Source organism: Pseudomonas sp. HD57-3 (assembly GCF_056113135.1).
On the sequence record NZ_CM148568.1, the window covers coordinates 4,099,832 to 4,126,199 of the forward strand.

General features: G+C 60.5%; 30 protein-coding genes. 13 read left to right on the forward strand and 17 right to left on the reverse strand.

The features are described 5' to 3' along the window. Nucleotides 1-37: 37 nt before the first annotated feature. Both AC0R79_RS18290 and AC0R79_RS18295 read right to left on the reverse strand, forming a co-directional pair. Nucleotides 38-1,570, reverse strand: a complete 1,533-nt coding sequence (locus AC0R79_RS18290) for an MFS transporter (RefSeq protein ID WP_474731069.1) — start codon at nucleotides 1,568-1,570, stop codon at nucleotides 38-40. Nucleotides 1,571-1,646: 76 nt separating this feature from the next. Beyond that, nucleotides 1,647-2,477, reverse strand: coding sequence for an oxidoreductase (locus AC0R79_RS18295; protein WP_474731071.1), 831 nt, complete (start codon nucleotides 2,475-2,477; stop codon nucleotides 1,647-1,649). A 130-nt stretch (nucleotides 2,478-2,607) separates the two neighbouring features. Here AC0R79_RS18295 and AC0R79_RS18300 point away from each other — a divergent pair, with 130 nt between their 5' ends. Then, nucleotides 2,608-3,513, forward strand: coding sequence for a LysR family transcriptional regulator (locus tag AC0R79_RS18300; RefSeq protein ID WP_474731073.1), 906 nt, complete (start codon nucleotides 2,608-2,610; stop codon nucleotides 3,511-3,513). A gap of 6 nt (nucleotides 3,514-3,519) precedes the next feature. On the opposite strand, the gene AC0R79_RS18305 is transcribed toward AC0R79_RS18300, so the two are convergent. Both AC0R79_RS18305 and ydiJ read right to left on the reverse strand, forming a co-directional pair. Next, nucleotides 3,520-4,689 (reverse strand): acetyltransferase domain-containing protein, encoded by a 1,170-nt coding sequence (locus AC0R79_RS18305; RefSeq protein WP_474735143.1) that lies wholly within the window; start codon nucleotides 4,687-4,689, stop codon nucleotides 3,520-3,522. A gap of 115 nt (nucleotides 4,690-4,804) precedes the next feature. Further along, complete coding sequence (ydiJ, locus tag AC0R79_RS18310; protein ID WP_474735144.1) at nucleotides 4,805-7,834, reverse strand: D-2-hydroxyglutarate dehydrogenase YdiJ; 3,030 nt, start codon at nucleotides 7,832-7,834, stop codon at nucleotides 4,805-4,807. A 159-nt stretch (nucleotides 7,835-7,993) separates the two neighbouring features. Between ydiJ and AC0R79_RS18315 the strand changes: the two genes are divergently transcribed. Continuing rightward, on the forward strand, nucleotides 7,994-8,878 hold the full coding sequence (locus AC0R79_RS18315; RefSeq protein WP_085690249.1) for a LysR substrate-binding domain-containing protein: 885 nt from the start codon (nucleotides 7,994-7,996) through the stop codon (nucleotides 8,876-8,878). A 42-nt stretch (nucleotides 8,879-8,920) separates the two neighbouring features. Here AC0R79_RS18315 and AC0R79_RS18320 read toward each other — a convergent pair whose 3' ends face one another. Both AC0R79_RS18320 and AC0R79_RS18325 read right to left on the reverse strand, forming a co-directional pair. Further along, on the reverse strand, nucleotides 8,921-10,195 hold the full coding sequence (locus tag AC0R79_RS18320; protein ID WP_007950478.1) for a glucarate dehydratase family protein: 1,275 nt from the start codon (nucleotides 10,193-10,195) through the stop codon (nucleotides 8,921-8,923). Between the two features lie 24 nt (nucleotides 10,196-10,219). After that, the gene (locus tag AC0R79_RS18325; RefSeq protein ID WP_474731074.1) at nucleotides 10,220-11,587 is read right to left on the reverse strand and encodes an MFS transporter; all 1,368 of its coding nucleotides are present in this window, start codon (nucleotides 11,585-11,587) and stop codon (nucleotides 10,220-10,222) included. A 126-nt stretch (nucleotides 11,588-11,713) separates the two neighbouring features. On the opposite strand from AC0R79_RS18325, the gene AC0R79_RS18330 reads away from it, so the two are divergent. Then, complete coding sequence (locus AC0R79_RS18330; RefSeq protein ID WP_064379392.1) at nucleotides 11,714-12,613, forward strand: LysR family transcriptional regulator; 900 nt, start codon at nucleotides 11,714-11,716, stop codon at nucleotides 12,611-12,613. Nucleotides 12,614-12,755: 142 nt separating this feature from the next. On the opposite strand, the gene AC0R79_RS18335 is transcribed toward AC0R79_RS18330, so the two are convergent. Beyond that, nucleotides 12,756-13,361, reverse strand: a complete 606-nt coding sequence (locus AC0R79_RS18335; protein ID WP_474731076.1) for a DUF6338 family protein — start codon at nucleotides 13,359-13,361, stop codon at nucleotides 12,756-12,758. A gap of 185 nt (nucleotides 13,362-13,546) precedes the next feature. Continuing rightward, nucleotides 13,547-14,113 (reverse strand): MarR family winged helix-turn-helix transcriptional regulator, encoded by a 567-nt coding sequence (locus AC0R79_RS18340; RefSeq protein WP_474731079.1) that lies wholly within the window; start codon nucleotides 14,111-14,113, stop codon nucleotides 13,547-13,549. Nucleotides 14,114-14,229: 116 nt separating this feature from the next. Between AC0R79_RS18340 and AC0R79_RS18345 the strand changes: the two genes are divergently transcribed. The 3 genes from AC0R79_RS18345 to AC0R79_RS18355 are packed head-to-tail and all read left to right on the forward strand — an operon-like array spanning nucleotide 14,230 to nucleotide 15,510. Continuing rightward, a complete protein-coding gene (locus tag AC0R79_RS18345) occupies nucleotides 14,230-14,970 on the forward strand; it encodes a hypothetical protein (protein ID WP_474731082.1) in 741 nt (246 codons plus the stop codon). Beyond that, nucleotides 14,970-15,227, forward strand: a complete 258-nt coding sequence (locus AC0R79_RS18350) for a DUF2024 family protein (protein WP_007950496.1) — start codon at nucleotides 14,970-14,972, stop codon at nucleotides 15,225-15,227. Before AC0R79_RS18345 ends, AC0R79_RS18350 begins: the two co-directional genes overlap by 1 nt. Nucleotides 15,228-15,231: 4 nt before the next feature. Then, nucleotides 15,232-15,510, forward strand: a complete 279-nt coding sequence (locus AC0R79_RS18355) for a Rho-binding antiterminator (RefSeq protein WP_236177779.1) — start codon at nucleotides 15,232-15,234, stop codon at nucleotides 15,508-15,510. A gap of 55 nt (nucleotides 15,511-15,565) precedes the next feature. On the opposite strand, the gene AC0R79_RS18360 is transcribed toward AC0R79_RS18355, so the two are convergent. Beyond that, a complete protein-coding gene (locus AC0R79_RS18360) occupies nucleotides 15,566-16,771 on the reverse strand; it encodes an NAD(P)/FAD-dependent oxidoreductase (protein ID WP_474731087.1) in 1,206 nt (401 codons plus the stop codon). Nucleotides 16,772-17,108: 337 nt separating this feature from the next. On the opposite strand from AC0R79_RS18360, the gene AC0R79_RS18365 reads away from it, so the two are divergent. Further along, nucleotides 17,109-17,657, forward strand: a complete 549-nt coding sequence (locus tag AC0R79_RS18365) for an RrF2 family transcriptional regulator (protein ID WP_221534365.1) — start codon at nucleotides 17,109-17,111, stop codon at nucleotides 17,655-17,657. Nucleotides 17,658-17,720: 63 nt separating this feature from the next. Here AC0R79_RS18365 and AC0R79_RS18370 read toward each other — a convergent pair whose 3' ends face one another. After that, nucleotides 17,721-18,056, reverse strand: a complete 336-nt coding sequence (locus AC0R79_RS18370) for a hypothetical protein (protein WP_085602948.1) — start codon at nucleotides 18,054-18,056, stop codon at nucleotides 17,721-17,723. Between the two features lie 176 nt (nucleotides 18,057-18,232). Here AC0R79_RS18370 and AC0R79_RS18375 point away from each other — a divergent pair, with 176 nt between their 5' ends. Continuing rightward, the gene (locus tag AC0R79_RS18375) at nucleotides 18,233-18,472 is read left to right on the forward strand and encodes a hypothetical protein (RefSeq protein ID WP_375747343.1); all 240 of its coding nucleotides are present in this window, start codon (nucleotides 18,233-18,235) and stop codon (nucleotides 18,470-18,472) included. A gap of 59 nt (nucleotides 18,473-18,531) precedes the next feature. On the opposite strand, the gene AC0R79_RS18380 is transcribed toward AC0R79_RS18375, so the two are convergent. Then, nucleotides 18,532-18,720 carry a hypothetical protein gene (locus AC0R79_RS18380; RefSeq protein ID WP_007950503.1) on the reverse strand — a complete coding sequence of 63 codons (189 nt, stop codon included), beginning with the start codon at nucleotides 18,718-18,720 and terminating at the stop codon, nucleotides 18,532-18,534. A 197-nt stretch (nucleotides 18,721-18,917) separates the two neighbouring features. Between AC0R79_RS18380 and AC0R79_RS18385 the strand changes: the two genes are divergently transcribed. Then, nucleotides 18,918-19,280 carry an NUDIX hydrolase gene (locus AC0R79_RS18385; RefSeq protein WP_375747344.1) on the forward strand — a complete coding sequence of 121 codons (363 nt, stop codon included), beginning with the start codon at nucleotides 18,918-18,920 and terminating at the stop codon, nucleotides 19,278-19,280. A gap of 3 nt (nucleotides 19,281-19,283) precedes the next feature. On the opposite strand, the gene AC0R79_RS18390 is transcribed toward AC0R79_RS18385, so the two are convergent. The 3 genes from AC0R79_RS18390 to AC0R79_RS18400 form a co-directional block, all read right to left on the reverse strand. Continuing rightward, complete coding sequence (locus AC0R79_RS18390) at nucleotides 19,284-19,526, reverse strand: DUF1652 domain-containing protein (protein ID WP_007950507.1); 243 nt, start codon at nucleotides 19,524-19,526, stop codon at nucleotides 19,284-19,286. A gap of 122 nt (nucleotides 19,527-19,648) precedes the next feature. Continuing rightward, the gene (locus AC0R79_RS18395; RefSeq protein ID WP_474731093.1) at nucleotides 19,649-20,548 is read right to left on the reverse strand and encodes a polysaccharide deacetylase family protein; all 900 of its coding nucleotides are present in this window, start codon (nucleotides 20,546-20,548) and stop codon (nucleotides 19,649-19,651) included. 134 nt (nucleotides 20,549-20,682) lie between these two features. After that, entirely contained in the window at nucleotides 20,683-21,630 is a 948-nt protein-coding gene (locus tag AC0R79_RS18400) for an ABC transporter substrate-binding protein (RefSeq protein WP_011334669.1), read from the reverse strand. A gap of 293 nt (nucleotides 21,631-21,923) precedes the next feature. Between AC0R79_RS18400 and AC0R79_RS18405 the strand changes: the two genes are divergently transcribed. The 4 genes from AC0R79_RS18405 to AC0R79_RS18420 all read left to right on the forward strand — a co-directional run bounded on the left by AC0R79_RS18405 (nucleotide 21,924) and on the right by AC0R79_RS18420 (nucleotide 25,085). After that, nucleotides 21,924-22,910 (forward strand): aliphatic sulfonate ABC transporter substrate-binding protein, encoded by a 987-nt coding sequence (locus AC0R79_RS18405; protein ID WP_474731097.1) that lies wholly within the window; start codon nucleotides 21,924-21,926, stop codon nucleotides 22,908-22,910. A 61-nt stretch (nucleotides 22,911-22,971) separates the two neighbouring features. Next, a complete protein-coding gene (locus AC0R79_RS18410) occupies nucleotides 22,972-23,811 on the forward strand; it encodes an ABC transporter permease (RefSeq protein WP_375747347.1) in 840 nt (279 codons plus the stop codon). A 53-nt stretch (nucleotides 23,812-23,864) separates the two neighbouring features. Then, nucleotides 23,865-24,545, forward strand: coding sequence for an SOS response-associated peptidase (locus AC0R79_RS18415; protein ID WP_375747348.1), 681 nt, complete (start codon nucleotides 23,865-23,867; stop codon nucleotides 24,543-24,545). A gap of 267 nt (nucleotides 24,546-24,812) precedes the next feature. Further along, nucleotides 24,813-25,085: a hypothetical protein gene (locus AC0R79_RS18420; protein ID WP_192561400.1), complete on the forward strand. Its 273-nt coding sequence runs from the start codon at nucleotides 24,813-24,815 to the stop codon at nucleotides 25,083-25,085. 46 nt (nucleotides 25,086-25,131) lie between these two features. Here the strand turns inward: AC0R79_RS18420 and AC0R79_RS18425 are convergent, their stop codons facing one another. Genes AC0R79_RS18425 through AC0R79_RS18435 form a run of 3 tightly spaced genes read right to left on the reverse strand, consistent with a single transcriptional unit; the run spans nucleotide 25,132 to nucleotide 26,328 of the window. Continuing rightward, nucleotides 25,132-25,278, reverse strand: a complete 147-nt coding sequence (locus AC0R79_RS18425; RefSeq protein WP_007950514.1) for a hypothetical protein — start codon at nucleotides 25,276-25,278, stop codon at nucleotides 25,132-25,134. A 40-nt stretch (nucleotides 25,279-25,318) separates the two neighbouring features. Next, complete coding sequence (locus AC0R79_RS18430) at nucleotides 25,319-25,630, reverse strand: AzlD domain-containing protein (RefSeq protein WP_164872179.1); 312 nt, start codon at nucleotides 25,628-25,630, stop codon at nucleotides 25,319-25,321. Further along, nucleotides 25,630-26,328, reverse strand: coding sequence for an AzlC family ABC transporter permease (locus tag AC0R79_RS18435; RefSeq protein ID WP_045121617.1), 699 nt, complete (start codon nucleotides 26,326-26,328; stop codon nucleotides 25,630-25,632). The genes AC0R79_RS18430 and AC0R79_RS18435 overlap by 1 nt, the downstream gene beginning before the upstream one ends. Nucleotides 26,329-26,368: the final 40 nt, after the last annotated feature.

A 26,368-nucleotide genomic window follows, 5' to 3' on the forward strand; every position in this document is an offset into this window, starting at 1 on the left:
AAGCCCGGAAGCGTTTTGCGCTTCCGGGCTTTTTCATTTATGCCGCAGCCTGTTGGGGTTCCGACACCGTCCGATCCTTGCTTAATAGCCCCAGCACCACAGCCGCCGACACCAGGGTGATGATCGTCAGGATGTGCAGCAGATACTGGAACGCCGAGGCGTAACCTCGAACCAGACGCTCATTGGCCAGGCCCGGAACCGTGTTGATCGCATGCGCCATGTCGCCCGTGGTCACCCGGTGGGCGGTCTCCGCAATCAGCGCGGCGTCTGCACCGCTGGCCACTGACTGCAGATCGGTATGCAGCAGCGAGGCAAGAATCGCCGCCACGCTCGCCAGTGCAATCCCTTCACCCGCCACCCGTACCGTGTTGAATATCCCGGCCGCCATGCCGGCGCGCTCTTTCGGCACCACGCTGACCGACAGTCCATCCATCAAGCCCCACGGCAGACCCGCGCCGATTCCGATCAATACCATCGGCACCACCAGCGCAAATTTCGGCTCGCCGATGTTGTACAGGCTCAGCCAGTGCAGCCCCACGGCGGCAATCAGGAAGCCCACGCCCGACAGGATGCCGGCCGAGACAAACCGGGTCATGGACGCCGCCAGCATCGGTACCACCAGCATCGGCGCCGACAGCGCCAGCAACAGCAGACCGGCATCGATTTCACTCAAGCCTTCGACGCCGATAAAGCGCAGCGGCAGCATGACCACCAGCACGATGTAGCAATAGCAGGTGCCGATCGGCAGCATCTGCACGCCGATGAAGCGCGGAAAGCGGAACAGCGTCAGATCGAGCATTGGACGTTTGACGCGCATTTCGATGAAGACGAACAGCGCCAGCAACAACGCCGAAGCCCCCAACAGACCGACCACCAACGGACTGCCCCAACCGCTTTCGGGCGCCTGGATCACACCGAACGTGAACAGCGCCAGCATCGAGCTGAACGTCACGGTACCCGGCCAGTCGAGACCGCTGGCGTCGGGGTCGCGGGTTTCACGCATGCGCGGCAGACCGAAGACCATCGCGATTACACCGATCAGCGCGGTGAACACAAAGATCGCGCGCCAGTTGAAAGCCTCGATCAGCGCCCCGGCCACCAGTGGCCCGAACGCCAGCCCGATACCAAATGTGGTGCCTAGCATGCTGTAGGCACGGGTGCGCACATGGCCTTCGAACTCCTGCGCCAACGCCGCCGAACCGCTGGCCAGCGCCGCCGCACCGGCCACGCCCTGAATCGCCCGCAACACATCCAGCCAGAACACCGAAGGCGCCAGGCTCTGGGCAATCGACGCTGCGGTGAACAACAACATGCCGGCGGTGAACAGGCGCTTGCGTCCATAGACATCGGCCAACGCCCCCGCCGCCATCAGCAGGCTGCCGAACGACAACATGAACGCATTGGTGATCCAGGTCAGCGCCACCGGGCTGCCGCCCAGGTCTCGGCCAATGGCCGGCGTCGCCACCGCGCCACCGGTAAAACTTAACGGCAGGACTAGCGCCGACAGGCAAATGGCCGCGAGAATCAGCAGCTTGTCGCGCGTGCCAGTGTGTTGGGAGACGTTTGTCATGATTTCATCCAATGAAAAGAAAATCAGGCTGCGATCAATAGAGCGCAGCCTGCGATAGCTTCAACGAGGGGCTAGGTCAGTCCTTGAAATCCGTGGACAGCGCCAGCGCCTTCCACTCGGCCAACTCCTGCGCCACCAAGCGGTTCTTCGCCTCGATCCGTGCAACCGTGTCGCTGCCCAGCGCCAGCCGCTGCGGCGGGTTCGGTGCGTTGACCAGCGCCAGCATCGCTTCGGCAAACTTCAGCGGATCGCCCGGTTGTGCATGGTTGGCCGCTTCGGCAAACGTGCGCATCTTGCCGACGGTTTCGTCATAGTCCGGCAGCACCAGTGCGGTCTTGATCAGCGATTGCTCGTCGAGGAAGTCGGTGCGGAAGAAGCCCGGCTCGACCACCGTGGCATGAATGCCCAGCGGCGCCAGTTCCTGATGCAGGGCTTCGCTGATGCCTTCTACCGCGAACTTGGTCGAGCCGTAGACGCCCCAGCCCATGTACGCCTGATAGCCGCCAATCGACGAGATGTTGATCACCCGTCCGCTGCGCTGGGCGCGCATATGTGGCAGCACGGCGCGGGTGACGTTCAGCAGGCCGAACACGTTGGTGGCGAACAGGCGCTCGGTTTCGCTGGCGCTGGTTTCTTCGACGGCGCCCAACACGCCGAAGCCGGCATTGTTGATCAGCACGTCGATGCGGCCGAAGCGCTTGATGCCTGCTGCCACCGCTTGGTGGGCCTCTTCTTCGCGGGTCACATCGAGGCGCACCGCCAGCAGATTCGGGTGATCGCCGAGGCGGTCGGTGATGTCTTGCGGGTTGCGGGCGGTGGCAATCACCGCGTCACCGGCACGCAGGGCCTGTTCAGCGATAAGGGTGCCAAAACCACGGGAAGCTCCGGTAATCAGCCAGGTACGCATATCAACTCCTCCTGTCGGTGACCCTGGCGAGATTGCCGGGCCTTCTTGATGAGTTGAGTCGACTTTAAAGCCGTGCTACTGATGTGATAATCCCAACAAATTTGCATGACTTTGTGAAAGGCGCTCACAAATGAAAAACCCGTCCACGGCGGATCTGTCGATCTTTCTCTGCATTGCCCAGCACCTGAATTTCAGCCGTGCGGCGGTAGATCTGGGCCTGACACCGTCGGCCCTGAGCCATTCATTGCGAGCACTGGAAAATCGCCTCGGCGTGCGCCTGTTCAATCGCACCACCCGCAGCGTGGCCCTGACCGAGGCCGGCGAGCGGCTGTATGCGCGGCTGAAACCGGCGTTTCGCGACATCGACGACGCCCTCGAAGACCTCAATCACTTTCGTGACAAACCCTCGGGCAATCTGCGCATTACCTCCGGGCGCCAGGCGTGCGAACTGGTGCTGCTGCCTATAGCCAGCGAGTTTCTGAAGATTTACCCGGACATTCGTCTGGAAGTAGTCGAAAGCGATGCGCTGCTGGATATCGTCGCCTCCGGATTCGATGCGGGTGTACGTTTCGGCAACCGGCTGGAAGCTGACATGGTGTCGTTACCCATCGGGCCGAATCTGCGTTCAGTGGTGGTCGGCGCACCCGGATTTTTTGAACGACATCCCGCGCCACAGAAACCTGAAGATTTGCATGCCCTTCCCTGCATCCGACATCGGTTCCCGAGCGGTTCGATGTACCGCTGGGAATTCGAACGGGGTGGTATAGAACAGGAAATCGAGGTCAACGGCCCGCTGACCCTGGGCGATGTCAGCCTGATGATCGGCCCGGCGTTGCAGGGCTTGGGACTGGCGTATGTGTTCGAGGACATGGCCCGGGAACACCTGGCGAGTGGGCGGCTGGTACAGGTGCTGGCGGACTGGTGCCCGTACTATCCCGGCCTCCATCTGTACTACCCGAGCCGACGCCACGTACCGGCGCCGCTCAAGGCGTTTATCGATTTCGCCCGCAATGCCCGCGAGGGCAAAACGGGCTGAGCCGCTTTACAGATACTTCAACCAGGCGATGTCGCGGCGCCGGGCCTTCAATCCCGAGAACCAGCGCACGGCCGGGAACAACGCGACCGCCAGCACCATCGCCGCCAGCCACACCGCCGTCACCGACGAGAAACCGAAATACGTGCCCTGATTAAGCCCGAACAGCGCCACGCCAATCAGGTACAGCACCTTCAGCGCATACAGGTGCAGCAGGTAGAAAAACATCGGCGCCGAGCCGAACACCGTCAGCCAGCGAATCCAGCGCCGGTCCTGCGCGCGCTCGAACACCAGCAACAGCAACAGCCCGACACTCACCGTCAGCGTGATGAACAACAGCGACGGCGGGTATTTGGTGATGTTGAAAAAGCTCATCAGGGTTTGCAGACCGCTGTCCCCGAATGCCCAGGGTTTCTCGCCGTAACCGTTGACCAACCGCAGTGCCACGAACCCCAACAGCCCGGCGACGCCAGCGATCAACAAGCGGCGCTGGCGCACGCCTGCATCGGCTGCGCGAGCGAACCACGGCCCCAGCGCGTAACCCAGCCCGATCACGCCGATCCACGGCAACAACGGGTACGAGGTGCGCAGACGCAAGGTCTCGCCGGCCTCGATCCAGCCGCGGTCATGCAGGATTGCCCATGGCACATGCAGTGCCGATTCCGCTCCAAAGTGCAGTCCGTCGAGCAAGTTGTGCCCGGCGATGATCGCAACGCTCAACGTCAGCAACAGCCAGCGTGGCAGCCAGACCAGCAGCGACAGCGCGATCATGCTCAGGCCGATCGCCCAGATCACTTGCAGGTAGATCACGGTCGGCGGCAGCTGGAACGTCCAGGCGAAATTCACCAGGGTGAATTCGAGCGCGACCAGAAACAAACCGCGCTTGAACAGGAAGGCGCTGACGTCAGCCTTGCCGTCGTACTTCTCGCCGAACAGCCACGCCGACAACCCGGTCAGCAGCACGAACACCGGCGCGCACAAATGCGCCAGGGTGCGGCTGAAGAACAGCGCGGGCTCGGTGCTGGCGATGTCCATCGGGTCGCTGACCTGTCGATGCAGCAGGAAAGTTTCGCGCACGTGGTCCAGCAACATGAACAGAATGACCAGGCCACGCAGCGCATCAATGGACAGCAACCGGCCAGTCGCCAAGGGGGCAGAACGGGGAACCGCAATCGTCATGGAGGTATCGCAATCGAAAGGTTGATCGATGCGACCGCACGAAAGCAGCCGCATAATTTACGTTACCTTATAACATGAAAAGTCGATCCAATCGCTAGCGATTCTCAAACGGCGATCACGCTGTGCGCAGGGTTTCCAGCACGACCTGCAACGGATGGCGCAGCTGTCGATCAGCCTGGCGCTTGACCTGACTGCGGCAGGAATACCCGGTGGCCAGCGCCTCGCCCTTCTCCGTCGGCGCCTCGATCTGCTTCGCCCAGGATTGCTCGTAGATCACTGCCGAGGTTTCGCGATTGCGCGCTTCGTGTCCGTAAGTGCCGGACATGCCGCAGCAACCGGTGGCCTGGGTCGCCAGCTTCAGGCCAACACGTTCGAACACCTGCTCCCATTGTCGGGTGGCGGCCGGAGCGTTGGTTTTTTCGGTGCAGTGCGCCAGCAGGCGGAAGGGTTCGGCGCGGCGCTGGTCGGTCTGCTCCGGCATGACCTTGAGCAACCACTCCTGCACCAGCGCCACCTCCGGGCATTTCTCCATCCCCGGCACTTTCAGATATTCCTGGCGATAGACCAGAGTCATCGCCGGATCGAGCCCCACCAACGGCACGCCGATCTCGGCCAGTGCGCGCAATTGCCCGGCATTGCGCAACGCCGCGCGATTGAACGCCGACAGGAAGCCCTGCACGTGCAGCGGCTTGCCGTTGGCACTGAACGGCGCCAGGTAGACCTGATAACCGAGACGCGAAATCAACTCGATCAGATCCGCCAGCAACGGCGCCTCGAAATACCGTGTGAACGCATCCTGCACCAGCACCACGCTGCGTTCACGTTGTGCCTGGGTCAGCGCCGAAAGTACCTCGACCGACGCCGGCTGAACCTGCCAGCGACGCATCGCCGCGTGGAAATCGAAACGGCTGAGCAACGGCACATCGACCATGCCGCCAAGGCGCTCGATCAAGCGACGGCTGAACGAGGCGCCCATCAAGCCGTTGTAGAGCAACGGAATCCGCGCCATGTACGGAATCGTGTACTCCAGCGAGGCAATCAGATAATCCCGCGCCGGCCGCAGATAACGGGTGTGGTACAGCTCGAGAAACCGCGAGCGGAAGTCCGGCACGTTGACTTTCACCGGGCACTGCCCCGCACAGGACTTGCACGCCAGGCACCCGGCCATGGCGTCGTACACCTCGTGGGAGAAGTCCTGTTCCTGCGCACGGCTGTTGCGCCAGCGCTGCAGCAACGTGCTGAAAAACGGCGGACGGCGACTGGCATCGGCCAACACGTCGACACCCGCCTCGCCCTGCAACCGCAGCCATTCGCGAATCAGCGAAGCACGGCCCTTGGGCGATTGCGCGCGCTGGCGGGTGGCTTTCCACGACGGGCACATGGCGTCGTCGGGATCAAAGTTGTAGCAGGCGCCGTTGCCGTTGCAGTGCATGGCCGCGCCGTAGTCCTGCCAGACTTTTTCGTCGATCTGCCGGTCGAGTTCGCCGCGCAGGGTCACTTCGTCGATCTTCAGCAATGCCGCGCCGGGAATGTTCGGCGTGGCGATCTTGCCGGGGTTGAACTGGTTGAACGGATCGAATGCCGCCTTCAGGGCCTGCAGCGCCGGGTACAAGTCGCCGAAGAAGGCCGGCGCGTATTCCGAGCGCAGGCCCTTGCCGTGTTCGCCCCACAGCAAGCCGCCGTAACGCTGGGTCAATGCCGCGACGCCGTCCGAAACGGGGCGCACCAACGCGGCCTGTTGCGGATCCTTCATGTCGAGAATCGGCCGCACGTGCAGCACACCGGCATCGACGTGGCCGAACATGCCGTATTGCAGCTTATGGCTGTCGAGCAGGTCGCGCAGTTCGGCGATGTATTCGGCCAGATGTTGTGGCGGCACGGCAGTGTCTTCGACAAACGGCTGCGGCCGCGCTTCACCGGCAACGTTGCCAAGCAAACCCACCGCACGCTTGCGCATGCCATAGACGCGATTCACCGCCGCATGCCCGACCGCCAGCGTGTGGCCCAGGCGCTCGACCGTGGCGTCGTTGCCCAAGTGCTGGACGAAGGCTTCGACCCGGCGTTGCAACTCCTCGGGATCGTCGCCGCAGAACTCAACCAGGTTGATCCCCAGCGTCGGCCGCTCGGCGCTTTCCGGAAAGTACTCGGCGACGCCGTGCCAGACGATGTCCTGCATCGCCAGCAACAGCACTTTGGAGTCGACGGTTTCGATCGACAATGGCTTGAGCGCCATCAACGCCCGGGCATCGCGCAAGGCATCCATGAAGCCGGCGTAGCGAATGTTCACCAGCATCGTGTGCTTGGGGATCGGCAATACGTTGAGCTTGGCCTCGACCACAAACCCCAGCGAACCTTCAGCGCCGCACAGCACGCTGTTGAGGTTGAAACGATTGTCGGCCTCGCGCAGGTGCGCCAGGTCGTAGCCGGTCAGGCAGCGGTTGAGATCGGGGAAGGTTTCCCGGATCAGTTCGCCCTGCTCGTCGATGATCTGCCGCGCGCAGCGATACACCTCGCCGGCCCGGCCCTCACGAGCGCACTCCGCTTCCAGCTCGCTTTCTTCCAGCGGGCGGCCGTGCAAGCGCTCGCCACCGCGCAGGACCATGTGCAGTTCCAGCACGTGATCGCGGGTCTTACCGTAGGTGCAACTGCCCTGGCCGCTGGCGTCGGTGTTGATCATGCCGCCGACGGTGGCGCGGTTCGAGGTCGACAGTTCCGGAGCGAAAAACAGCCCGGCGGATTTCAGCGCGGCGTTCAGTTGATCCTTCACCACACCGGCCTGCACCCGCACCCAACGCTGTTCAACGTTGATTTCGAGGATGCGGTTCATGTGCCGCGACAAGTCGACGACGATGCCGTCGGTCAACGACTGGCCGTTGGTGCCAGTGCCGCCGCCGCGAGGGGTGATCACCACTTTCTGGTAAGCCGGTTCGGCGATCAGACGCGCCAGCAGCGCCACATCGTCGGCGTCACGCGGGAATACCGCCGCTCGCGGCAAGCGCTGGTAGATCGAGTTGTCGGTGGCCAGCACTACGCGGCTGGCGTAGTCGGCACTGATTTCGCCACGAAAACCGCCGGTTTCAAGGGCTTTGAGAAACTGTTGGTAATCGGTGTTCAGCGCGGTGGAAGGCGACAGCTGGGCAATCATCGGGAGGGCAATCTCGGTCAAAAACGGGCCGTGTGGCGGTGAACAGTTGTGCGCAATGAATGATTGCGTCACGCTCCCGCCATCTCATAGGGCTTATGTTCATTGCAGAGCGACGCCGGGACAACCGTAAAATCGACCCGTAATCCATGACTAAAACGAATGAATCCGCGAACCCTCACTCCCTCGATGTCGTTGCTGCTGGCGTTTGAAGCCGCCGCACGCCATGAAAGCTACACCCGCGCCGCCCACGAACTGTCGCTGACCCAGAGCGCCGTCAGTCGTCAGGTGCAGATTCTGGAAAAGATGCTCGGCATGCGCCTGTTCAGTCGCGAAGGCCGGCGGGTGATCCTTACCGACGTCGGGCGCATGTATCAGCGCGAACTGTCCGAAGCCCTCGGCCAGATCCGCAGCGCGACGTTGCAGGCCATGGCGTTTGGCTCGGGCATTCACAGCCTGCGCCTGGCGACCTTGCCAACCTTCGGCTCGAAATGGCTGCTGCCGCGCTTGAAGGATTTCTACACCGCGCATCCCGGCATGACCGTGCACCTGCATTCACGCATCGAAACCATCGACTTCGACACCAGCGAAATCGACGCGGCGATTTGCGTAGGCGGCGGCGACTGGCCGGGGCTGACCGCCCACCGTCTGCACACCGAAGAACTGGTAGTGATCGCCAGCACGCAGCTGTCCGATGCCGAACGCCTCGCGGCTGACAAGGATATCGCCGGGCAACTGCTGCTCAATGTCAGTAGCAACGCTCAGGCCTGGTCCGAGTGGTTCAGCCATCACGCCCTGCCCCATCGCAGCATGCGCATCGGCCCGAGTTTCGAGATGACCTCGCACCTGATCCAGGCCGTGCGCGCCAATATCGGTATCGGGCTGGTGCCGAGAATTCTGGTGGAGGATGAGTTGCACAACGGCGAGCTGCTGCAACTCGGAGAACCGATCAGCAGCCGACGCAGCTATTACCTGGTGTACCCGGCGCGCAATGAGTCGCTGGCGTCGCTGAAGGCGTTTCGCGACTGGTTGATGCGTACGCTCTGAAACAACAGAGGGCGCCGTTTGGCGCCCTCTGGTTTTGCTCGATCAGAATCGCGGCTTCAGCGCTTTCCAGTCAGGTTTGTAGCGCTGCATCTGCCGCACATCATCGCGCTGGCGAATGCCGCAGGTCAGGTACTGGTCATGCAGCTTGCCAAGCTGATCGTGATCCAGCTCCAACCCCAAGCCCGGTGCGCGGGTGATCTTCACGCAGCCATCGACAATCGGCAGCTTGCCGCCCTTGATCACTTCTTCATCCGGTTCCTGCCACGGGTAGTGGGTGTCGCAGGCGTAGTCCAGATTAGGCACCGCCGCCGCCACGTGTGCCATCGCCATCAGGCTGATGCCCAAGTGTGAATTGGAGTGCATCGACACACCCAGACCAAAGGTGTCGCACATTTTCGCCAGGGTTTGAGTGTCGCGCAGACCGCCCCAGTAATGGTGATCGGCGAGGACAATCTGCACGCTGTTCAACGCGACGCTGCGGCGGAATTCGTCGAAATCGGTGACCACCATATTGGTCGCCAACGGTAGCCCGGTGCGTTTGTGCAGTTCGGCCATCCCGTCGAGGCCAGGGGTCGGGTCCTCGTAATACTGCAGATCATCACCCAGCAACTCGGCCATGCGGATCGAGGTTTCCAGCGACCAGTTGCCGTTGGGATCGATGCGCAGCGGATAACCGGGAAAGGCCTTCTTCAGCGCCTTGATGCACGCCACTTCATGTTCCGGCGGCAGCGTGCCGGCCTTGAGCTTGATGCTCTTGAAACCGTACGCCTCGATCATCCGCGCGGCCTGGGCGACGATCTGCTGTTCGTTCAGCGCCTCGCCCCAGTTGTCCGGCTTGTACGGTGAATCGACGTGCTGCGCGTACTTGAAAAACAGGTAGGCACTGAACGGCACCTCATCACGCACCGCCCCGCCCAGCAGATCCACCAACGGCACATTCAAATAGCGCGCCTGCAAGTCGAGAAACGCCACTTCGAACGCCGAATACGCGTTGCTCACGGCCTTGCTGGCGTGAGAACCGGGGGCGAGTTCAGCACCGGCCAGACTGGCCGGTTTGTTGGCAGCAACCGTCGCCTGAACGATCCGACGCAGCTGATTGAGGTTGAACGGATCGAGGCCGATCAACTGCGACTGCAACTGTTGCTGGATCGCCAGCGCCGGGGCATCGCCATAACTTTCGCCGAGGCCGATATAGCCGTTGTCGCTCTCGATCTCGATGATCGAACGCAAGGCGAACGGTTCGTGGATGCCACTGGCGTTGAGCAGCGGCGGATCACGGAAAGCAATCGGAGTGACGGTGACGCGAGTGATTTTCAAAATGACGCTCCTGTTGAGTCGGAATCAGTGGCTCGCCACCGGGTTGGCCGTCGGCGCAACGGCGGTCTCGGGTTCAGGCTTTGCCGGGGTTTTGCCTTTGGCGCCGGGCGCCATGCGGGCGAAGAAAATCACTACCGCCGCTACCAGCGAAGTCGCGGCCAGGCCATACAGACCGCCCTCGATAGAGCCGGTGGTCTGCTCCAGAAAGCCGAACGCGGTCGGCGCAACGAAGCCGCCGAGGTTGCCGATGGAGTTGATCAGCGCAATGACCGCCGCCGCGATACGCGCATCCAGATAGCTTTGCGGAATCGGCCAGAACAGTGCCGAAGCAGCCTTGAAGCCGATGGCCGCAAAACAGATGGCGACGAAGGCGAAAATCGGCCCGCCGGTGGTGGACATGAACATGCCGAACGCGGCGATCACCAGGGTCAGCGCGACCCACGCCTGCTGGAATTTCCACTTGCCGGCCAGCGCCGCAAAGCCGTACATCGCGACGATGGAAATGATCCACGGCACCGAGTTGAGCAGCCCGACCTGGAAGTCGCCGAGGTTGCCCATCTTCTTGATCATGCTCGGCAGCCAGAAAGTGGCGCCGTAGATGGTCAGGGCGATGGAAAAGTAGATGAAGCAGAACAGCGCAATCTGCCGGTCCGCCAACAGTTTGAACATCGATGGTTTGGCGACGTGAGTTGCTTCACGGGCACGCTGCTCCTCGGCGATTGCCGTCACCAGCGCTTCACGCTCCTCCTCGCTCAGCCACTTGGCCTGACGCGGATGGGATTGCAGCCAGAACCAGACAAACCCGCAGAGCACCACCGACGCGGCGCCTTCGATCAGGAACATCCATTGCCAGCCGTGCATACCCAAACCGCTGATATGCAACAACGCGCCGGACACCGGGCCGGATATCACCGAAGCAATCGCCGAACCGCTGAGAAACACCGCCATGGTCTTGCCGCGCTCCGAGGCCGGCAGCCATTGGGTGAAGTAATAAATGATCCCCGGAAAGAACCCGGCCTCGGCAGCGCCCAGGATGAAGCGCAACACGTAAAAACTGGTTTCGCCTTTGACGAACGCCATGGCCATCGCGGCGGCGCCCCAGGTAAACATGATCCGCGTCAGCCAGGCGCGGGCGCCGTAGCGTTGCAGGAGCATGTTGGACGGCACTTCAAACAAGGCGTAACCGATGAAAAACAGACCGGCACCCAGGCCGTAGGCAGCGGCGCCAATACCCAGATCGGTTTCCAGATGGCTGCGCACGAAGCCGATGTTGACCCGATCGATGTAGTTGACGATGAACATCACCACGAACAACGGCAGCACATGGCGCTTGACCTTGGCGGCGGCGCGGGCGAGTACCGTGATGTCCGGCGGACTCTGGAGGGTATTCAAGGGGCGACTCCCGATCTTTGTTTTTGTAGGGATAGCGGTGGCCTTTGAGGCGTAGAACGATCATGGACGGAGCAATTGATCCCGTCTAATCTAACTTGGCATTCGATTGATACCTGGATTAGATCAATGTTCGAACTCACCCAACTGCGCTGCTTCACTACCGTCGCCACCGAGCTCAACTTCCGGCGTGCCGCCGAGCGGTTGAACATGACCCAGCCGCCACTGAGCCGGCAGATCCAGTTACTGGAACATCATCTGGGCGTCGAACTGTTTACCCGCAGCACACGCAGCGTGGCGCTCACCGCTGCCGGCCGCGCATTCTTCATCGAGGCGCAAAACCTGCTCGAACGCGCGCAACAGGCCGCCGTCACCGCCCGACGTTTTGCCGAGGGTGATATCGGTTCGGTGAACATCAGTTTTGTCGGTAGCGCGGTGTACGAGTTTCTGCCCAAGGTCATCGCCGAGGCGCGCCTCAAGCAGCCGCAGGTGAAGATCGACCTGACCGAAATGAACACCTATCAGCAACACGAAGCCCTGCGCGCCCGACGCATCGATCTGGGCATCGTCCGCGCGCCATTGCTGGAGCCGGGCTACGCCACCGAATGCCTGGTGCGTGAGCCGTTTGTGCTGGCGGTGCCGAGTGGTCATCGACTGGCCGAGGCCGACGACGTGTCAGTGAAGGACCTGGATGGGCAGCCGTTCCTGATGTATTCCCATGCGGCCTATCCGCCGTTCAACGAATTGCTCACCGGTATGCTGCGTTCGGCCCGGGTCGCTCCGGATTACGTGCAGTGGCTGGGGTCTTCGCTGACGATTCTGGCGCTGGTCAACGCGGGCATGGGCCTGGCGCTGGTGCCGCGTTGCGCGACCAGTGTGGTGTTCAGGAATGTGGTGTTTCGCGAGATCGATCTGGGCGAAGGGGTGCAGAGCGAACTGCATCTGATCTGGCGGGAAAACAATGACAACCCGGCGTTTGCAATGCTGCTGGAGGGCATTCGCCGGGCGGTGAAGGATGGATGGGGTTAGGAATGGGTATGCGGTGATGGGGGATACTTCAGCGGTGGTGGTGCCTTTGAAACCTGAATCGGTGGATTCTCCAATCGCTTACCGTCTGGCCCATAAACCAGGTGTCTGAGATGCTCCGGCATAGGTCGTCGTGCTCTAGCAGTCATGTTGAACCCTCTGATGTCGGGTTGAACTCAACCCATTTAACCTTCGCGGAATCTATCAGCAAAAACTCAGCGCCCAAAGGCGACTTGGTGCCATCTTCATTTAGCCAGTACGGAGATCCCATCAAAAATTGCCCGGTGCTGGATTCGGGAGGCCACTCGATCGGCCAGCCTAGAACGCGCCTTTCGTCGTTCAAATGCAGGGTGATGAAGTGGTCATTCTGTACAAATGCGCTGAACCATTCACTCGGATAGGAAGATTGTTTCGTTACGTTTCTACTGCGTAGCCATCCATGCAATCGGTCATTGGTTGCCAGACAGCAAGCCATCAGCCCAAGCAACAACGAAGCAGAAAATGCCCAGCAAGCTTCAGCCTTCGCATCCCATTTTCCTACAGAAAACCCTTTCTCCCCCACCCACACACAAACCGCCCCAACCCCCAGCACCATCCCGTGAATCACAAACGTGAAAATCAGCGCCTGCACGATCTGCCCGAACGTATCCGGCCGCTTGAAGGCCGTCAGGGTGTAGAAAATCCAGGCCGAGACAAACCCCGGGATCAGGTACTGCAACAGCGGAATCACTTCTTTCACCAGATCATCCATGATCGGTCGCTCCTTGAATCAAAAAAACAGTCCTCCCAAAACAGCAATGCCGGCCCGTAATGGGCCGGCATTCAAAGCCTAGTGCACGCTGGAAAGACGCTTGCGATCAAGTGTCACCGGGCATTACGCATCGTAGAGAAAACAGGGAGCCGTGAGGATTAGTCACAGCCGTGGCACAAAGAAGATCAAACAGGGATTTCTTCAGGTAACCGATGCTCGCGACAAATCAGTTCGATTTCCGGCGGAGCCAACGCTTCGCCGGTCAATCCGCAAACGGCACCAGCGGTCGATGCCTGGTGAAAACGACAAGTCCGGCAAAGCCCATAACTCGGTACGTTTTCGCTGTGTTGAATGTTGCGCAGCAACTCCAGCAACAAGCCCTCCAAATCGCCGGCACGCGCGCCCATGCGTTGCGCGGCATTGCTCAGGAAATCTGGCGGCATGACCGCATCGATCAGTTCGCGCGCAGTGGTCGTCAATTCCAGATGCACGCTGCGCTTGTCTCGGGCGTCCGGAACCTTGGTCAGAAAGCCATGGGTCTCCAGCGCCTTGAGTGACTGCGACACGGTGCCCTTGGTCAGGCCGAGGTAATCGGTGACCGCCAGCGGCGTATTCGAATAGCGGTTGCACCGCGCCAGATACAGCAGCGCGCTGAGTTGAATCGGTTGCAGTTCGGCCAGCAGCGGGTGCTCGCGAAACCACACGCGGGCCAGGCTCGACAATCTTTCCAGCAGGTCAAACAACACGGTCATCGCCTGTTTCAATGGGATCGATAAATAGTATCGTTTAAAAACCTTATTGACAAAAAACAGTGCCAGCTTAGGATTGCGGTGTCGATTCGAAACTTAACCGCACATCGAGGCATCCCATGAAAAGCGCATTGGCATTGACCATCAGCACGCTTCTGGCAACACAAGCCTGGGCCCACGGACCTGAAGGCATTCACAGCGAACCCGGTAAAACCGACGCCGCGTTCGACCTCGTCCACACCCGTGTTTTCAAGGACGGCAACACCCTGGTCTTCGAACAATTGGTCGATGGCAAGGCCGGCAGCCGCGTGCCGACCGCCAAGGGCTCATTCGCCGGCGCCGAGGTTTACAGCTACGTCTGGCCCACCAGCCTCGACAGCAGCGCCGTCGGTTTTGAGCCGAACTCCGGCATCCTCGCCCTCGCCCTGACCTCGCACCCGGACTTCGATGACACCCCGCAGCTGGATGAAAACAAGGACGGCAAGAAGGACAACGATGGCGGCCTCTGGCACTCGCACTGGGTGGTCCTGAGCAAGGATGAAAGCTGCGGCCCCGGTGGGCTGAAAGTGCGCGACATCCCCAAGGACGCCAAACCGAAACTGCCCGCGACCTGGCCCGGCGCGCCGATTTACATCGACTCCCCCGGCTACGACCTGAGTGTGAAACAGAATGCCGCGCAGATCCGCGTGCCGCTGGCTGCCGTCGGTTTCCCGCAAAGCTTCAACTATGACGGCGTCACCGCAGCGCTGAAGGTCAATGCCGACCTGCACAACCCGCTGCTGTGTGTCAGCAGCGTCTACGACATCGCCTCGGGCAACCTCTCGCTGCCCGGCACCTGGAAAATGCAGGAGAGCCAATAATGTTCGTCAAAGTATTCGATACCCACGTGCGCACCAAAGATGGCCGCTATCTTCATTTCGATGTTTTGACCGATCGCGAAGCCGAAGCGGCGAAGGCCTACGCCCGGCAGTTCCTGATGGACAACGGCTTGCAGGACGAAGACATTTCCCAGAGCCAGTGTCTGTTCTGCCACAGCGAGCCGGCCAATCCGCAGGTCGCCAAGGCCATCGCCGAAGACGGCTATTTCATCATCACCCTGCAAGGTTTCGAGGAGTAAAGCCATGACCCGTTATCAGCCGTTGAACTGTGATCTGCACGACTACCTCGAAATCGCCTGCCTGCGCGGCTATCAGCTGGACATCGAGCTGATCGACGGTCAGCGGCTGATGGCCCGGGCCGTGACCACGCGAACCAGCAGTGACAAAGAAGAATTCCTGGTGATCGAGCAACAAGGCGCACAACAGGAAATTCGCCTCGACCAACTACTCGCCATCACACCTCAGGAGGCCAACGCCGAGTTCGGTCGGGTGGTCCTTGCCGGAGGGGTTTGCGGAATCTGAACGAAAAAATCCCGCCCGGCATCAACCGGGCGGGATTTTCTGTGCCACGCCGTTTTTACGCGACGACGGGGATCATCGGATCCGCAGCCGCCAGCGCGATGGCACGGTCAGCCGCCGGCGGGTAGATCCACTGGGTGTTGATCTGGGTCTTGAGAGACTTGCCCTCCTCCTTGACCAGTTTCACCTGACGATCCCAACCCTCGGTGTACACCGCGCCCCAGGCGCCGAGGTCGAGGCAGGTCACGTATTTCGGCTGACTGTACGGCGTCGGGTCGACACCCAGAATCTGTGCCGCGACGTTGTTGCCGGCGTGACGACCAAGGGAAATCGCGTGCTGGCAGGTCATCAGGGCGAAGTTGCCGATATCGTCGGTGGCCGCGTAAGCCACGTCGCCGGTGGCGAATATGTCGTCCTGGCCGATGACTTTCAGGTTGGCATCAACGTGCAGACGGCCCTGGCGATCACGCTCGGCAGGAATCTGTTCGGTCAGGGAGCTGGCGCGTACACCGGTGGTCCAGACCACGGTTTTTGCCTCGATGCGCTGGCCGTCCGACAGGGTCACGCCGTTTTCATCGACCGACAGCACCGACACACCCAGTCGCCATTCAACGCCCAGTTCTTCGCTCGCTTCAGCAATCGACACGCTGATCGCTTCGCCCATGGACGCGCCGACTTTCTGCGCGCGGTCAACGATGATCACTTGAACCTTGGCATCAGCGCCCAGCACAGCGCGCAGACGCGCCGGCATTTCAGTGGCGGTTTCGATACCGGTGAAACCGCCGCCGGCGACGACCACGGTGTTGCGTGCCTGGCTTTCAGGCTGGCCGATCAGGGAATCCAGATGGTTTTCCAGGCGGATCGCAGCTTCGATCTGATCGACATCAAACGCGTATTGCGCCACGCCCGGGGTGTCCGGCAGGGCCAGGCCGCTGCCGGAGGCCAGCACCAGTTTGTCGTAGTTGAACACCTGCTGCACACCGGCTGCGTCGGTGTAGCCCACGGTTTTCGCCTGCACGTCGATGGTGTGCGCCGCGCCCTTGATGAAGTTGACGCCAACCGCATCGAACAGATCGCCCAGAGGCGCCGCCAGCGTGTGGGCATTCGGCTCGTAGAAACGCGGACGCACGCGCAGCTCGGCTTGCGGCGCCAACACGGTTACGTCGATGTTGTCCTGATTGTGAATGTCGACCAGACGCGTGGCGCTCAATGCCGTCCACATGCCACCGAAACCTGCGCCGATTACCAGAATGTGCTGTTTCATTGTTCTCTCCAGGCACGAAGCCAAGTCACTGAATGAGGTTGAAGGATTCACATCATCGGGAGCGGACACGTCTGGATTTTTCAAGAACGCGGAGGGCTGCTCACCGGATAACGGCGACTCTATTGGTCGCCTTTAAATCCGACAAGTCAGATTTTGTGATGATTAGCATCGAAAACTTCGATAGCTCAGATTGAACTAATCCACCCTCTTTAACTCGTTGATTTAGCTGAAAACCAAGAAAAACGGGATCCTCAGAGCCAAAAACCCAAGGCGTTCCCGATTTGTTTGCCACGAACAACCCTGATAACATCGGCGACAAATACAGTCGGAGATAGTTATGTCGCTTTACAGTGCGGGGGTCGAGTACGGCATTCACTGCCTGACCTTTCTGGTGGGCAGCGGCGGTGACAGTCGTGAAGCCAGCGTGCGTGACCTGGCAGAGCTGCAAGGGGTGCCGCTGGATTACCTGGCGAAGATCTTCACCAAACTGGCCAAAGGCAAACTGGTGGAATCCACCGGCGGTGTGCGCGGCGGCTTCACCTTGGCGCGTCCGGCGGATGAAATCACCCTGCTCGATATCGTCAATGCCATTGATGGTCCCAAGAACATTTTCGAATGCCGGGACATTCGCGGACGCTGCGCGCTTTTTGACGGTTCCCCGCCGGACTGGGCACTGGACGGCACCTGCTCGATTCACGCCGCGATGATGACCGCGCAAAAGCGCATGGAAGAAGCCCTCGCCCAGCAGACCATCCTCGACATCGCCAGAAAGGTCGGGCGCAAGGCACCGGCAGGGTTCAACAGCCAGGTCGAAGACTGGATGCAGGATCGCCGGGAAAAGAAGACCGGTGGCGCCGGCATTCCGCTTACCGACATCTCGGACTGAGCTCGATCAGCAGGCAAAAAAAAGCAGCAACCGATCACCGGTTTCTGCTTTTTTTATTCGACCTTACAGGCAGTCACGCACCGCTTTGCGCAACGACCCGGACTTCGCCCACGGCGGCCCCTGGTAGAGGGAAACGCGGCTGCCGTCCTTGTACTTGACCACATCGAGAATCTCGTCGGCGGTGACGATGCTCGGCGCGGTGATCCGGTAGCCATTCGAAATCGCTGTCTGGGACGTCTTGGCAACGTCCTGCTGCCACAGCGGCAATACACACGCGGCGTAGTCCTTGGGAGTCTTGCCGCTGATCTTGCTGACATTCGGCTCGCCCGGCACCAGTGACGCAGGCAGCGAACAACCGGCCAATGCCGCCATCAGCATCCCCCCGATCAACATCCGCATGGTGATTCCTTCTTCTGAAAAAACGCGAATGTACCCTGTAACTGTTCGGACATCCATCGTAGCGCTCTGCCTGTATTCCCCGAAAACCGGGCCATTGAGCTCACCGACAGAAGACCTTGCCCCACACCGGAAAAATGCGGCTACTCTGTTTTACCGAGAATGTTCCGGAGGTGATCATGCGGCTCAATGAATACGAACACGAACTTCAGCGTGACCTGCAAAGCGTGGCATCGGACCTGAGATGGTCGGCGGTGGACCTCAAGCGCATCGCCGAGCAACTGCGCCAGTCGGGCAACGAGGCCGACGCCCAGGCGGTGCTCAGATCCTGCGAAGTGCTGCAAAGCGATGAAGAACGCCTGCAACTTTACGCCCGGGAAGTGAAAGCCCGCGCCATCAGCCGAACCAAAATCCACTGAACCTCACCCTGCCCACAGCAAAAAGCCCCGGACAACCGGGGCTTTTTCTTCACAGACCTTCAGTCTGCCTTGCGACCGCGTGCGCGGCTTTTGTACCCCGGCAGCGCGGCGGCGTACGCCAGCGCTTCCTCGCGACTGGCAAACGAAGCGAGCCGGTCACCCTGCGTGCAGACCCGCCACGGGCCGTTGTTCACGCTGAGTACATCGTAGCCATTCATGTGCATTTTATTCAGCATCGCCATGCTCATAGGCACCTCCTGTCTGGTAACGAACTTTTCCACCTTACACCCGCGACGCGCTGCCGTGCCGACCGAACGTCGCACCGCGGCCGCGTCAAGTCTCCGGCACTTTTGCCGCTGCCAGGCACTCAGAAGCTCTAAACCGGTAGCGGCCCAAATATTGCTAATTCATGACAGATTTATGACAACCGGCAATCGAGTAACACATGAAAGTACGAGCAACCGTCATCTGCGAGCAGGATCGACACATTCTCCTGGTGCGCAAACCCAGGTGCCGCTGGACGCTTCCGGGGGGCACCGTCGAACCGGGGGAAACCCGCGCGCAAGCCGCCGTCCGAGAACTCAAGGAAGAAACCGGGCTGGACAGCGATGACATGCTTTATCTGATGGAATTGCAGAACGGCAACACCCGCCACCACGTCTACGAGGCGTCGGTGCTGAACATTGATCAGGTTCGCCCGCTGAATGAAATCGTCGACTGTCTCTGGCATCCGCTCGATGCAGTGCAGAATCTCAACGTCAGTGACGCCACGCTGAGCATCGTCCGCGCCTTTCAGCGACGTCTTTGAGCCTCAGCCGGCGAAGGCCCGGCGACCGGCGCTCATTTCCGTGCGCAATTCACCGATGAAATTGGAGATGTCACGAATGGTGACCAGATGCTCCGGGGAAACCCCGTTGAGCAATAGGTTGACCCGCCCGCTGTCGGGTTCGTAAACCTTGATCTGCAAGAGTCCCTGCGCCGTTTCGGTGCAATCGCAATACAGCGGCGAAAAGCCGGATTCGACGATGCGGCAAATGTCGGTAATGGCAATCATGGGGGCACGCCTCACAGGCGCAGGCTCGGGCGACCCGATCAGCATAGATGAGCTTTTGCCGCCGTGCTCTCACCGACACCCGCAAAATTTGCCAACCGCTTCACATCTTCAAGTAGCCACTCTCAATGGGCGTCATGGTCCCAGATCCAGTTCCATATTCCCGGCAGGTTCACCGGTTTCGAAGACTCGCCTACCGTGCGCGCCAGCGCGGCTTTTTCCAGTGCTGTGCGATCCTCATAGAACGGTTTGTCCGCCAGTCGCACGCCGGTGGCGGCGGCGCTGTCGAGCAGAATCTGCAAGTACTCGCGGGTGTGCCGGGCGGTGTAGCGGTTGAGATCGTGGAAGGTCACCACCACCGGAATCACCCCGTCCACCGTTGGCAACTCGCCGAGGGCAATCCGTTCGCGGACTTCCGACAGCTGACGCAGCATGTTTGCCCGCCGCCGGGGGCTGGCGTTGAAGCCCCAGATCTTGCCGTCGTTGGCGCTCAGGTCGGTCAGCAACACCTGCATGTGGTGCTGCTGATAGGCGGCGAAGGTGCGTTTGTCGTAGTTCCAGAATGGCGGGCGCAATAACGTCGGCGGCGCGCCGGTGATCGCCGCGATGTCCGCTGCGCCGTTGGTCAACGTGGTTTCGAGTTCCTCCGGATCGAGCAATCGATGATTGGTGTGCCAATGGGTCGCGGTGTGAAAGCCCAGAATGTGCCCTTCAGCGTGCTCGCGGCGCATGACCCGTCGGCCGATCTCGCTGTTGCCCGCTCGGGGCGCGCGGGTCTGGACGAAGAACACGGCTTTGATCCCCGGCTGCAGCGGGTTGTCCTTGAGGCTGTCGAGCACGGTGTCGGTGGGATTGAAAAAACTGGAAGCGCTGGGCCCGTCATCGAATGTCAACAGAAACCGCACAGGCGCCTGGGCCTTGAGCCGGGCTTCGGTCAGCGTGGTCATTTCGATGGGAGCGGCGATGCACCCGGCCAGCCCGACGGCCACCGCCATCGCGCAGAAAAGCTTGAACCACTGTGTCATGTTTTGCCTTGAGCCCGACCGTTGCGGTCATGTTGTCGATTGGCAAAACTCCTTCGCCGCTGCTGCCTCCCTGCGACCCATTGAGATGGGTCGAGGTTGGATAAAGATACACAGGGTTTGGTTCCGGCGCTTGCTCAGCGTGCCAGTGCCTGTTGAAACGAGCTGTCGATGATACCGGCCGTGGCCAGCGGAGCCGGCAGCGCCTTGACCTTGAACAGAAAGTCAGCGGTGCTTTGCAGATCAGCGGCGGCTTGTTGATCCACCGGGCCGACCGTCATGTGCGCCTGGCGCAACCAGTGTCGCGAAACCTGCTGATCGAGGTTGGCTTTCTTCGCCCACAGGTCGGCGTATTCGTCGGTGTGACTGTCAACCCAGGCCCGGGCCTGCTTCAGGCGCCCGAGAAAATCGGCGATCGCTTCACGCTTGCTGTCGATGGACGGCGCCGATGCCGCAATCGCGCTCAAGCCCGGCATCAGGTTTTTCGCCGTGAGAATCGGCCGCGCACCCGAGAACACGATCTGCTGGGAAATGTAGGGTTCCCAGACCGGGAACGCATCGATGCTGCCTTGTGGTAGCGCGGCGGCTGCATCAATCGGCATCAATTTGACGAAGTCGACGTAATTCTCCGGCAAACCGCCCTGCTCCAGCGCCCGCAAGGTCAATTGCTGACTCCAGGCTCCCGGCCAGTAGGCGACCTTCTTGCCCTTCAGGTCCTCAATGGTTTTCACCGGAGAATCCTTGGGCACCAACAGGGCGATGGTGTCCGGGTTCTGTCGCGACACACCGATCAGTTTCACCGGCGCCTGTTTGGCGGCCAGGAACAAAAATCCCGAATCCCCCAGAAAACCCAGATCCAGCGACCCGGTCTGCAACGCTTCGGCCAACGGCGCGGCGGCCTGGAAATGTTTCCAGTCGACCGTGTAAGGCGCGTCCTTCAATACGCCGGACGCTTCTATGGACGCGCGGATGTTGTAGTAATTCTGGTCACCGACGTGCAGGACCAAGGGTTCGGCGGCGTAGGTCAATGGCGTGGCAAACAGTGCGCTGGTCAACGCGGCGCGTAGGAAACGTGAGAGCTTCATGGCGAGTCCTGCAGAAGGGATTTTTATAGACCATAACGCTCTTACAAATCAGATTTGAAATTCGATTAGCGCATAAGCTCATCACCTTCCCGCCGCACTGTTGGTCGAGCAACAGTGGCTCGGCACAGTGTTTTCCCTGCAACACTTCAAACCTGCAAAACCGGCGTCAAACCCCATAAATACGGGACAACGCGCATATGGCACAGAGCCTGCAATATTCCATTCATGCAGGAAGCATTCGATAAAAATATCTTTTTGGACATAAGAAACTGTTGCCTTGCCGGAGCGTGCCCATGAAATACCTCTTACCGTTTTCCCGCGTCAAAACGCTGCTCGCGGCCTGCGCAGTAGCCCTGAGCCTGCAACCGCTCGCCCACGCTGCCGAAGCGCCGCCGGCCGAAGTGCATCTGGATTACGCCTATTACTCGCCGGTCAGCCTGGCGCTCAAACACCTGGGCTACCTGGAAAAAGCCCTGCCCCAGAGCAAAGTCAGCTGGGTGCTGAGCCAGGGCAGCAACCGCTCGCTGGAATACCTCAACAGCGGCGGCGTGGATTTCGCCTCGTCGGCCAGCCTCGCTGCCGTGCTCAGCCGGGCCAATGGCAGCCCGATCAAATCGGTCTACGTCTACAGCCGCGCCGAATGGACCGCGCTGGTGGTGCGCAAGGACTCGCCGATCCAGTCCGTCGCCGACCTCAAGGGCAAGAAAATCGCCGCCACGAAAGGCACCGACCCGTACCTGTTCACCCTGCGCACCCTGCAACAGGCAGGCCTGAAAAAGGACGACGTGGAACTGGTGCACCTGCAACACCCGGACGGCCGCACCGCCCTGGAGAAAGGCGATGTAGACGCCTGGGCCGGTCTCGATCCGCACATGGCCGCCAGTCAGGTGCAGGCCGGTTCGCGCCTGCTGTACCGCAATCGCGATTTCAACAGTTACGGCGTGGTCAGCGTCACCGAGCAATACGCCAAGCAACACCCGCAAACCATCGACACCGTAATCAAGGCCTATGAGCAGGCCCGCGAGTGGTCGGTGAAGAACCCCGAAGAATTGGCCAAATTGCTCGCCAGCGAATCCGGCCTGCCGTTGGACGTGGCCAAGCTGCAACTGTCGCGCACCGACCTGAGCAGCCCGCAACTGACCGCCAAGGACGTGCTGGCCTCGAAAGCCGCCGCACCGATTCTGGTCTCCGAAGAACTGGTACGCCGTGGGGTGAATGTCGATCAGGTCATCGATCAACTGATCGACACCGGTTTCCAGCAAGTCGCTGCCGCCCAGTAACCGATCAGGCTCACAACAAGTCCGCGCCCGTCGCGGATTTGTCGTGAGCGGAGAACCGTCCATGAGCAACGACTTTCCCGCCCGCCTCGCCTTGTCGGCCCCACGCCGAAAACCCTTGGCGTTGAATCTGCTCTGGCGTCGGCGCCTTAAAGGCCTGGCGCTGCCACTGCTGATCGTGATCGCCCTGGAATTTATCGTACGCATCGGCTGGCTGCCGTCCTACCAGATGCCCGCGCCAAGCGAGATCGCCCTGACCCTCACCGATCTGGCCGAAGGCGCCTTGTGGAAACACATCGGCGCGAGCCTGATTCGCGTACTGCTGGGGTTTGCCATCGGCGCGAGTCTGGCGCTGGTGTTTGCCGCGTGGGTAGGCCTGAGCCGCGAAGCCGAGGCCTATCTGGAACCGACCTTCGCCGCGCTGCGTTCGATTCCCAGCCTGGCCTGGGTGCCGCTGTTGCTGCTGTGGCTGGGGATCGACGAGACCTCGAAAATCGTCCTGATCGCCATCGGTGCGTTCTTCCCGGTGTACGTCAACGTGGTCGCGGCGATCCGCAACATCGACCGCAAACTGGTGGAGGTCGGGCACATCTATGGTTTCAGTCCGCTGCAACTGGTCAGACGAATTCTGCTGCCTGCCGCCCTGCCCGGTCTGTTTACGGGATTGCGCAGCGGCATGAGCCTGTCGTGGATGTTTCTGGTCGCGGCCGAACTGATCGCGGCGACCAAAGGACTGGGCTACCTGCTCAGTGACGGTCGCGAAACTTCGCGGCCGGACATCGTGCTGGCCGCAATCATCGTCCTGGCGCTGCTGGGCAAACTCAGCGACGGCCTGCTGGCCGTGCTGGAACGCCGCTGGCTGGTCTGGCGCGACGCGTTCACCGGCCAGGGCAGCAAGGATTGAACCGTGCAACTAAGCTCAAACCTTCAGGCAGCTGTTCGCCGGAGGGTCGGCCGATGTGCGGAAGACTGTCGCAATACCGGGGCATCCACGATTTCGTCGCGGTGCTGAGCATTCCCGATGCGCTGATCAATCACGTCGGCGACGCACCGCTGGCGCATTACAACGCTGCGCCCACGACGTCACTGGCGATCCTTCATCAGCACCAACAACGTTTGTACGCCGAGAATCTGCGTTGGGGCTGGCGCCCGCACTGGGCCAAGGATCGCGCCGCGCCAATCAATGCGCGGGTGGAAAAAGTCGCCCACGGGCCGTTCTTTCGAGCGATCTGGCGCCATCGACTGATCGTGCCGGTCGACAACTGGTTCGAGTGGGTCGATGCACCCGACAAGAGCCGACAGCCGTGGCTGATTCGTCGCGCCGATCATCAGCCGGTTTTCTGTGCCGCCATCGGCCAGTTTCCGACACCCGGCGAACCTCCACGGGAAGACGACGGCTTCGTCATCATCACCGCCAACAGCGAAGGCGGCTTGCTCGATGTGCATGACCGGCGCCCGATCGTGCTGCGGGCTGATCGGGTGCACGAATGGCTCGATCCTGCCACGCCCACCGAACGCGCCGAGCAGATGCTGCTGTTCGAAGCCGAACCCAGCGAAGCGTTCCAATGGCACAAAGTCGGCAAAGCGGTGGGCAACTCCCGCAATCAGGGCGCGGAACTGATTGAAGCGGTAACGTAAATAAACGCCCTCGTGATGCGTTATCAAGAACAGGAATCCACGAATTGAATCCTGCGCGTTACACGCGGTGTTTCATTCGCGAAACAGGGAGCTTAAACAGTCGTTTGAGTGAACTAACCGCCTGTCTGACATTTCAATCGTCATACATACTTTTAGAAACACTACGGATAGCATGCGCGCCGCATTTCCTATTGGCATACCAGTTGACCAAAGAGTCAGCAAAACCAGGAATACCCCACAAACTAACAAGCCTTGCAGAGAACTAAGTTGCGCGACGATTTTGCAATCAAACAGGTCACAGGCCTGGAGTGTATTCATCTGTCCACGACAGAACGCTTTCAACTCGACTGTTTTATCGGCCACTACATAAAGACTCGAAACCTGCGCGACGTACCCGATATCGACCGCATCCTGCGCGCTACCCTTGAAAGCTATCCCTGCCACCCGCCGGTGATGGTCAACGAGTTGAATGCCTGGATCGACAAGACCTTGGGTTATCGGGCCTCCCACCCCGATTTCACGCAGCTGGACGATCTTTGATAAAACGAAAAAGCCCCGCAATCGCGGGGCTTTTTCGTTGTGGCGTTCAGGGTTTCAGCGGGCGTTCCTGATCACGGTCGGACAACTCGCGGCTGTCGTCATGCTTCCAGGTCTGCTCCTTGTGTTTCTCCCGCTCGATCTCCTCTTCACTCGGTTCGTCATCTTCTTCGGGACGTTTCTGCTCGGTTGCCATGTTCACCTCGCTAATGGAATTCATCCATTAAGCGTAGAACTTAAAGCCACCAGCGCAATAGAAAGAAGAACGCCATGCTCAATAGCATGCTGAGCAACGTGTTGCGTGTGTAGATCACCAGGCCGATTGCCACTAGTGAACTCAGCAGATAAGGGTTATCCCACTGCAGGTTCAGTTGTTTATCCGGCATGAATACAATCGGCCCGCAAATCGCGGTCAACATGCCCGGCACGGCAAAACCGAGAAATTGCCGTGCGTTGCTGCTCAAACGCACCGGTAAGCGCGGTTCGAGAAACACGTAACGGTTGAGGAACACCAGAATCCCCATGCCAAAAATCACTGCCCAGACCATCATGTGCGCTCCCGATACAGCTTGTTGCAGATAAACCCGGCGGTCATGCCGGCCAGGCCCGACAGCACCAACGCCGAACCCCATTGCCAGTAGCTGAACAGCACCGAGCAGAACAGCGACACCGCCACGCAGACCACTGTCGGCACATTGCGCACCACCGGGGTGATCAAGGCGATGAAAGTGGCGGCAATCGAGAAGTCCAGCCCCAGGTGTTCAAGCCCCGGAATGCTGCTGCCGAGCACGATGCCGGCCAGGGTGAAGAGGTTCCAGGCGATGTAGAACGTCAGGCCGACGCCCAACGCGTACCAGCGATTGAACTGCTGACGATCATGCTGACTGGTCAGGGCGAACAGTTCATCGGTGAGCAAAAAGCCCAGACCGATACGCCAGCGCCCCGGCAACGGCGAAATCACGTGGCGCATGCTCATGCCGTAGAGCAAATGTTGCGAAGTCAGCAACAGCGTGGTCAGCAGAATCGAGAAAATCCCGGCGCCGCCCTTGAGCATGCCGATCGCCACCAGTTGCGCAGCGCCGGCGAACACGATGCTCGACAAGCCCTGCCCTTGCAGCGGCGTGAGGTTGGCTTCGATCGCCATGGAGCCAGCCAGCAGCCCCCACGGCGCGGTCGCCAGGGATAACGGCATGATCGCCGCGGCTCCGCGAAGAAAGGCACTGCGCGGCATTAATGAGTCAGACATAACACGCTTCAACCGTGAGACAAGACCCCGGACTCTGCCA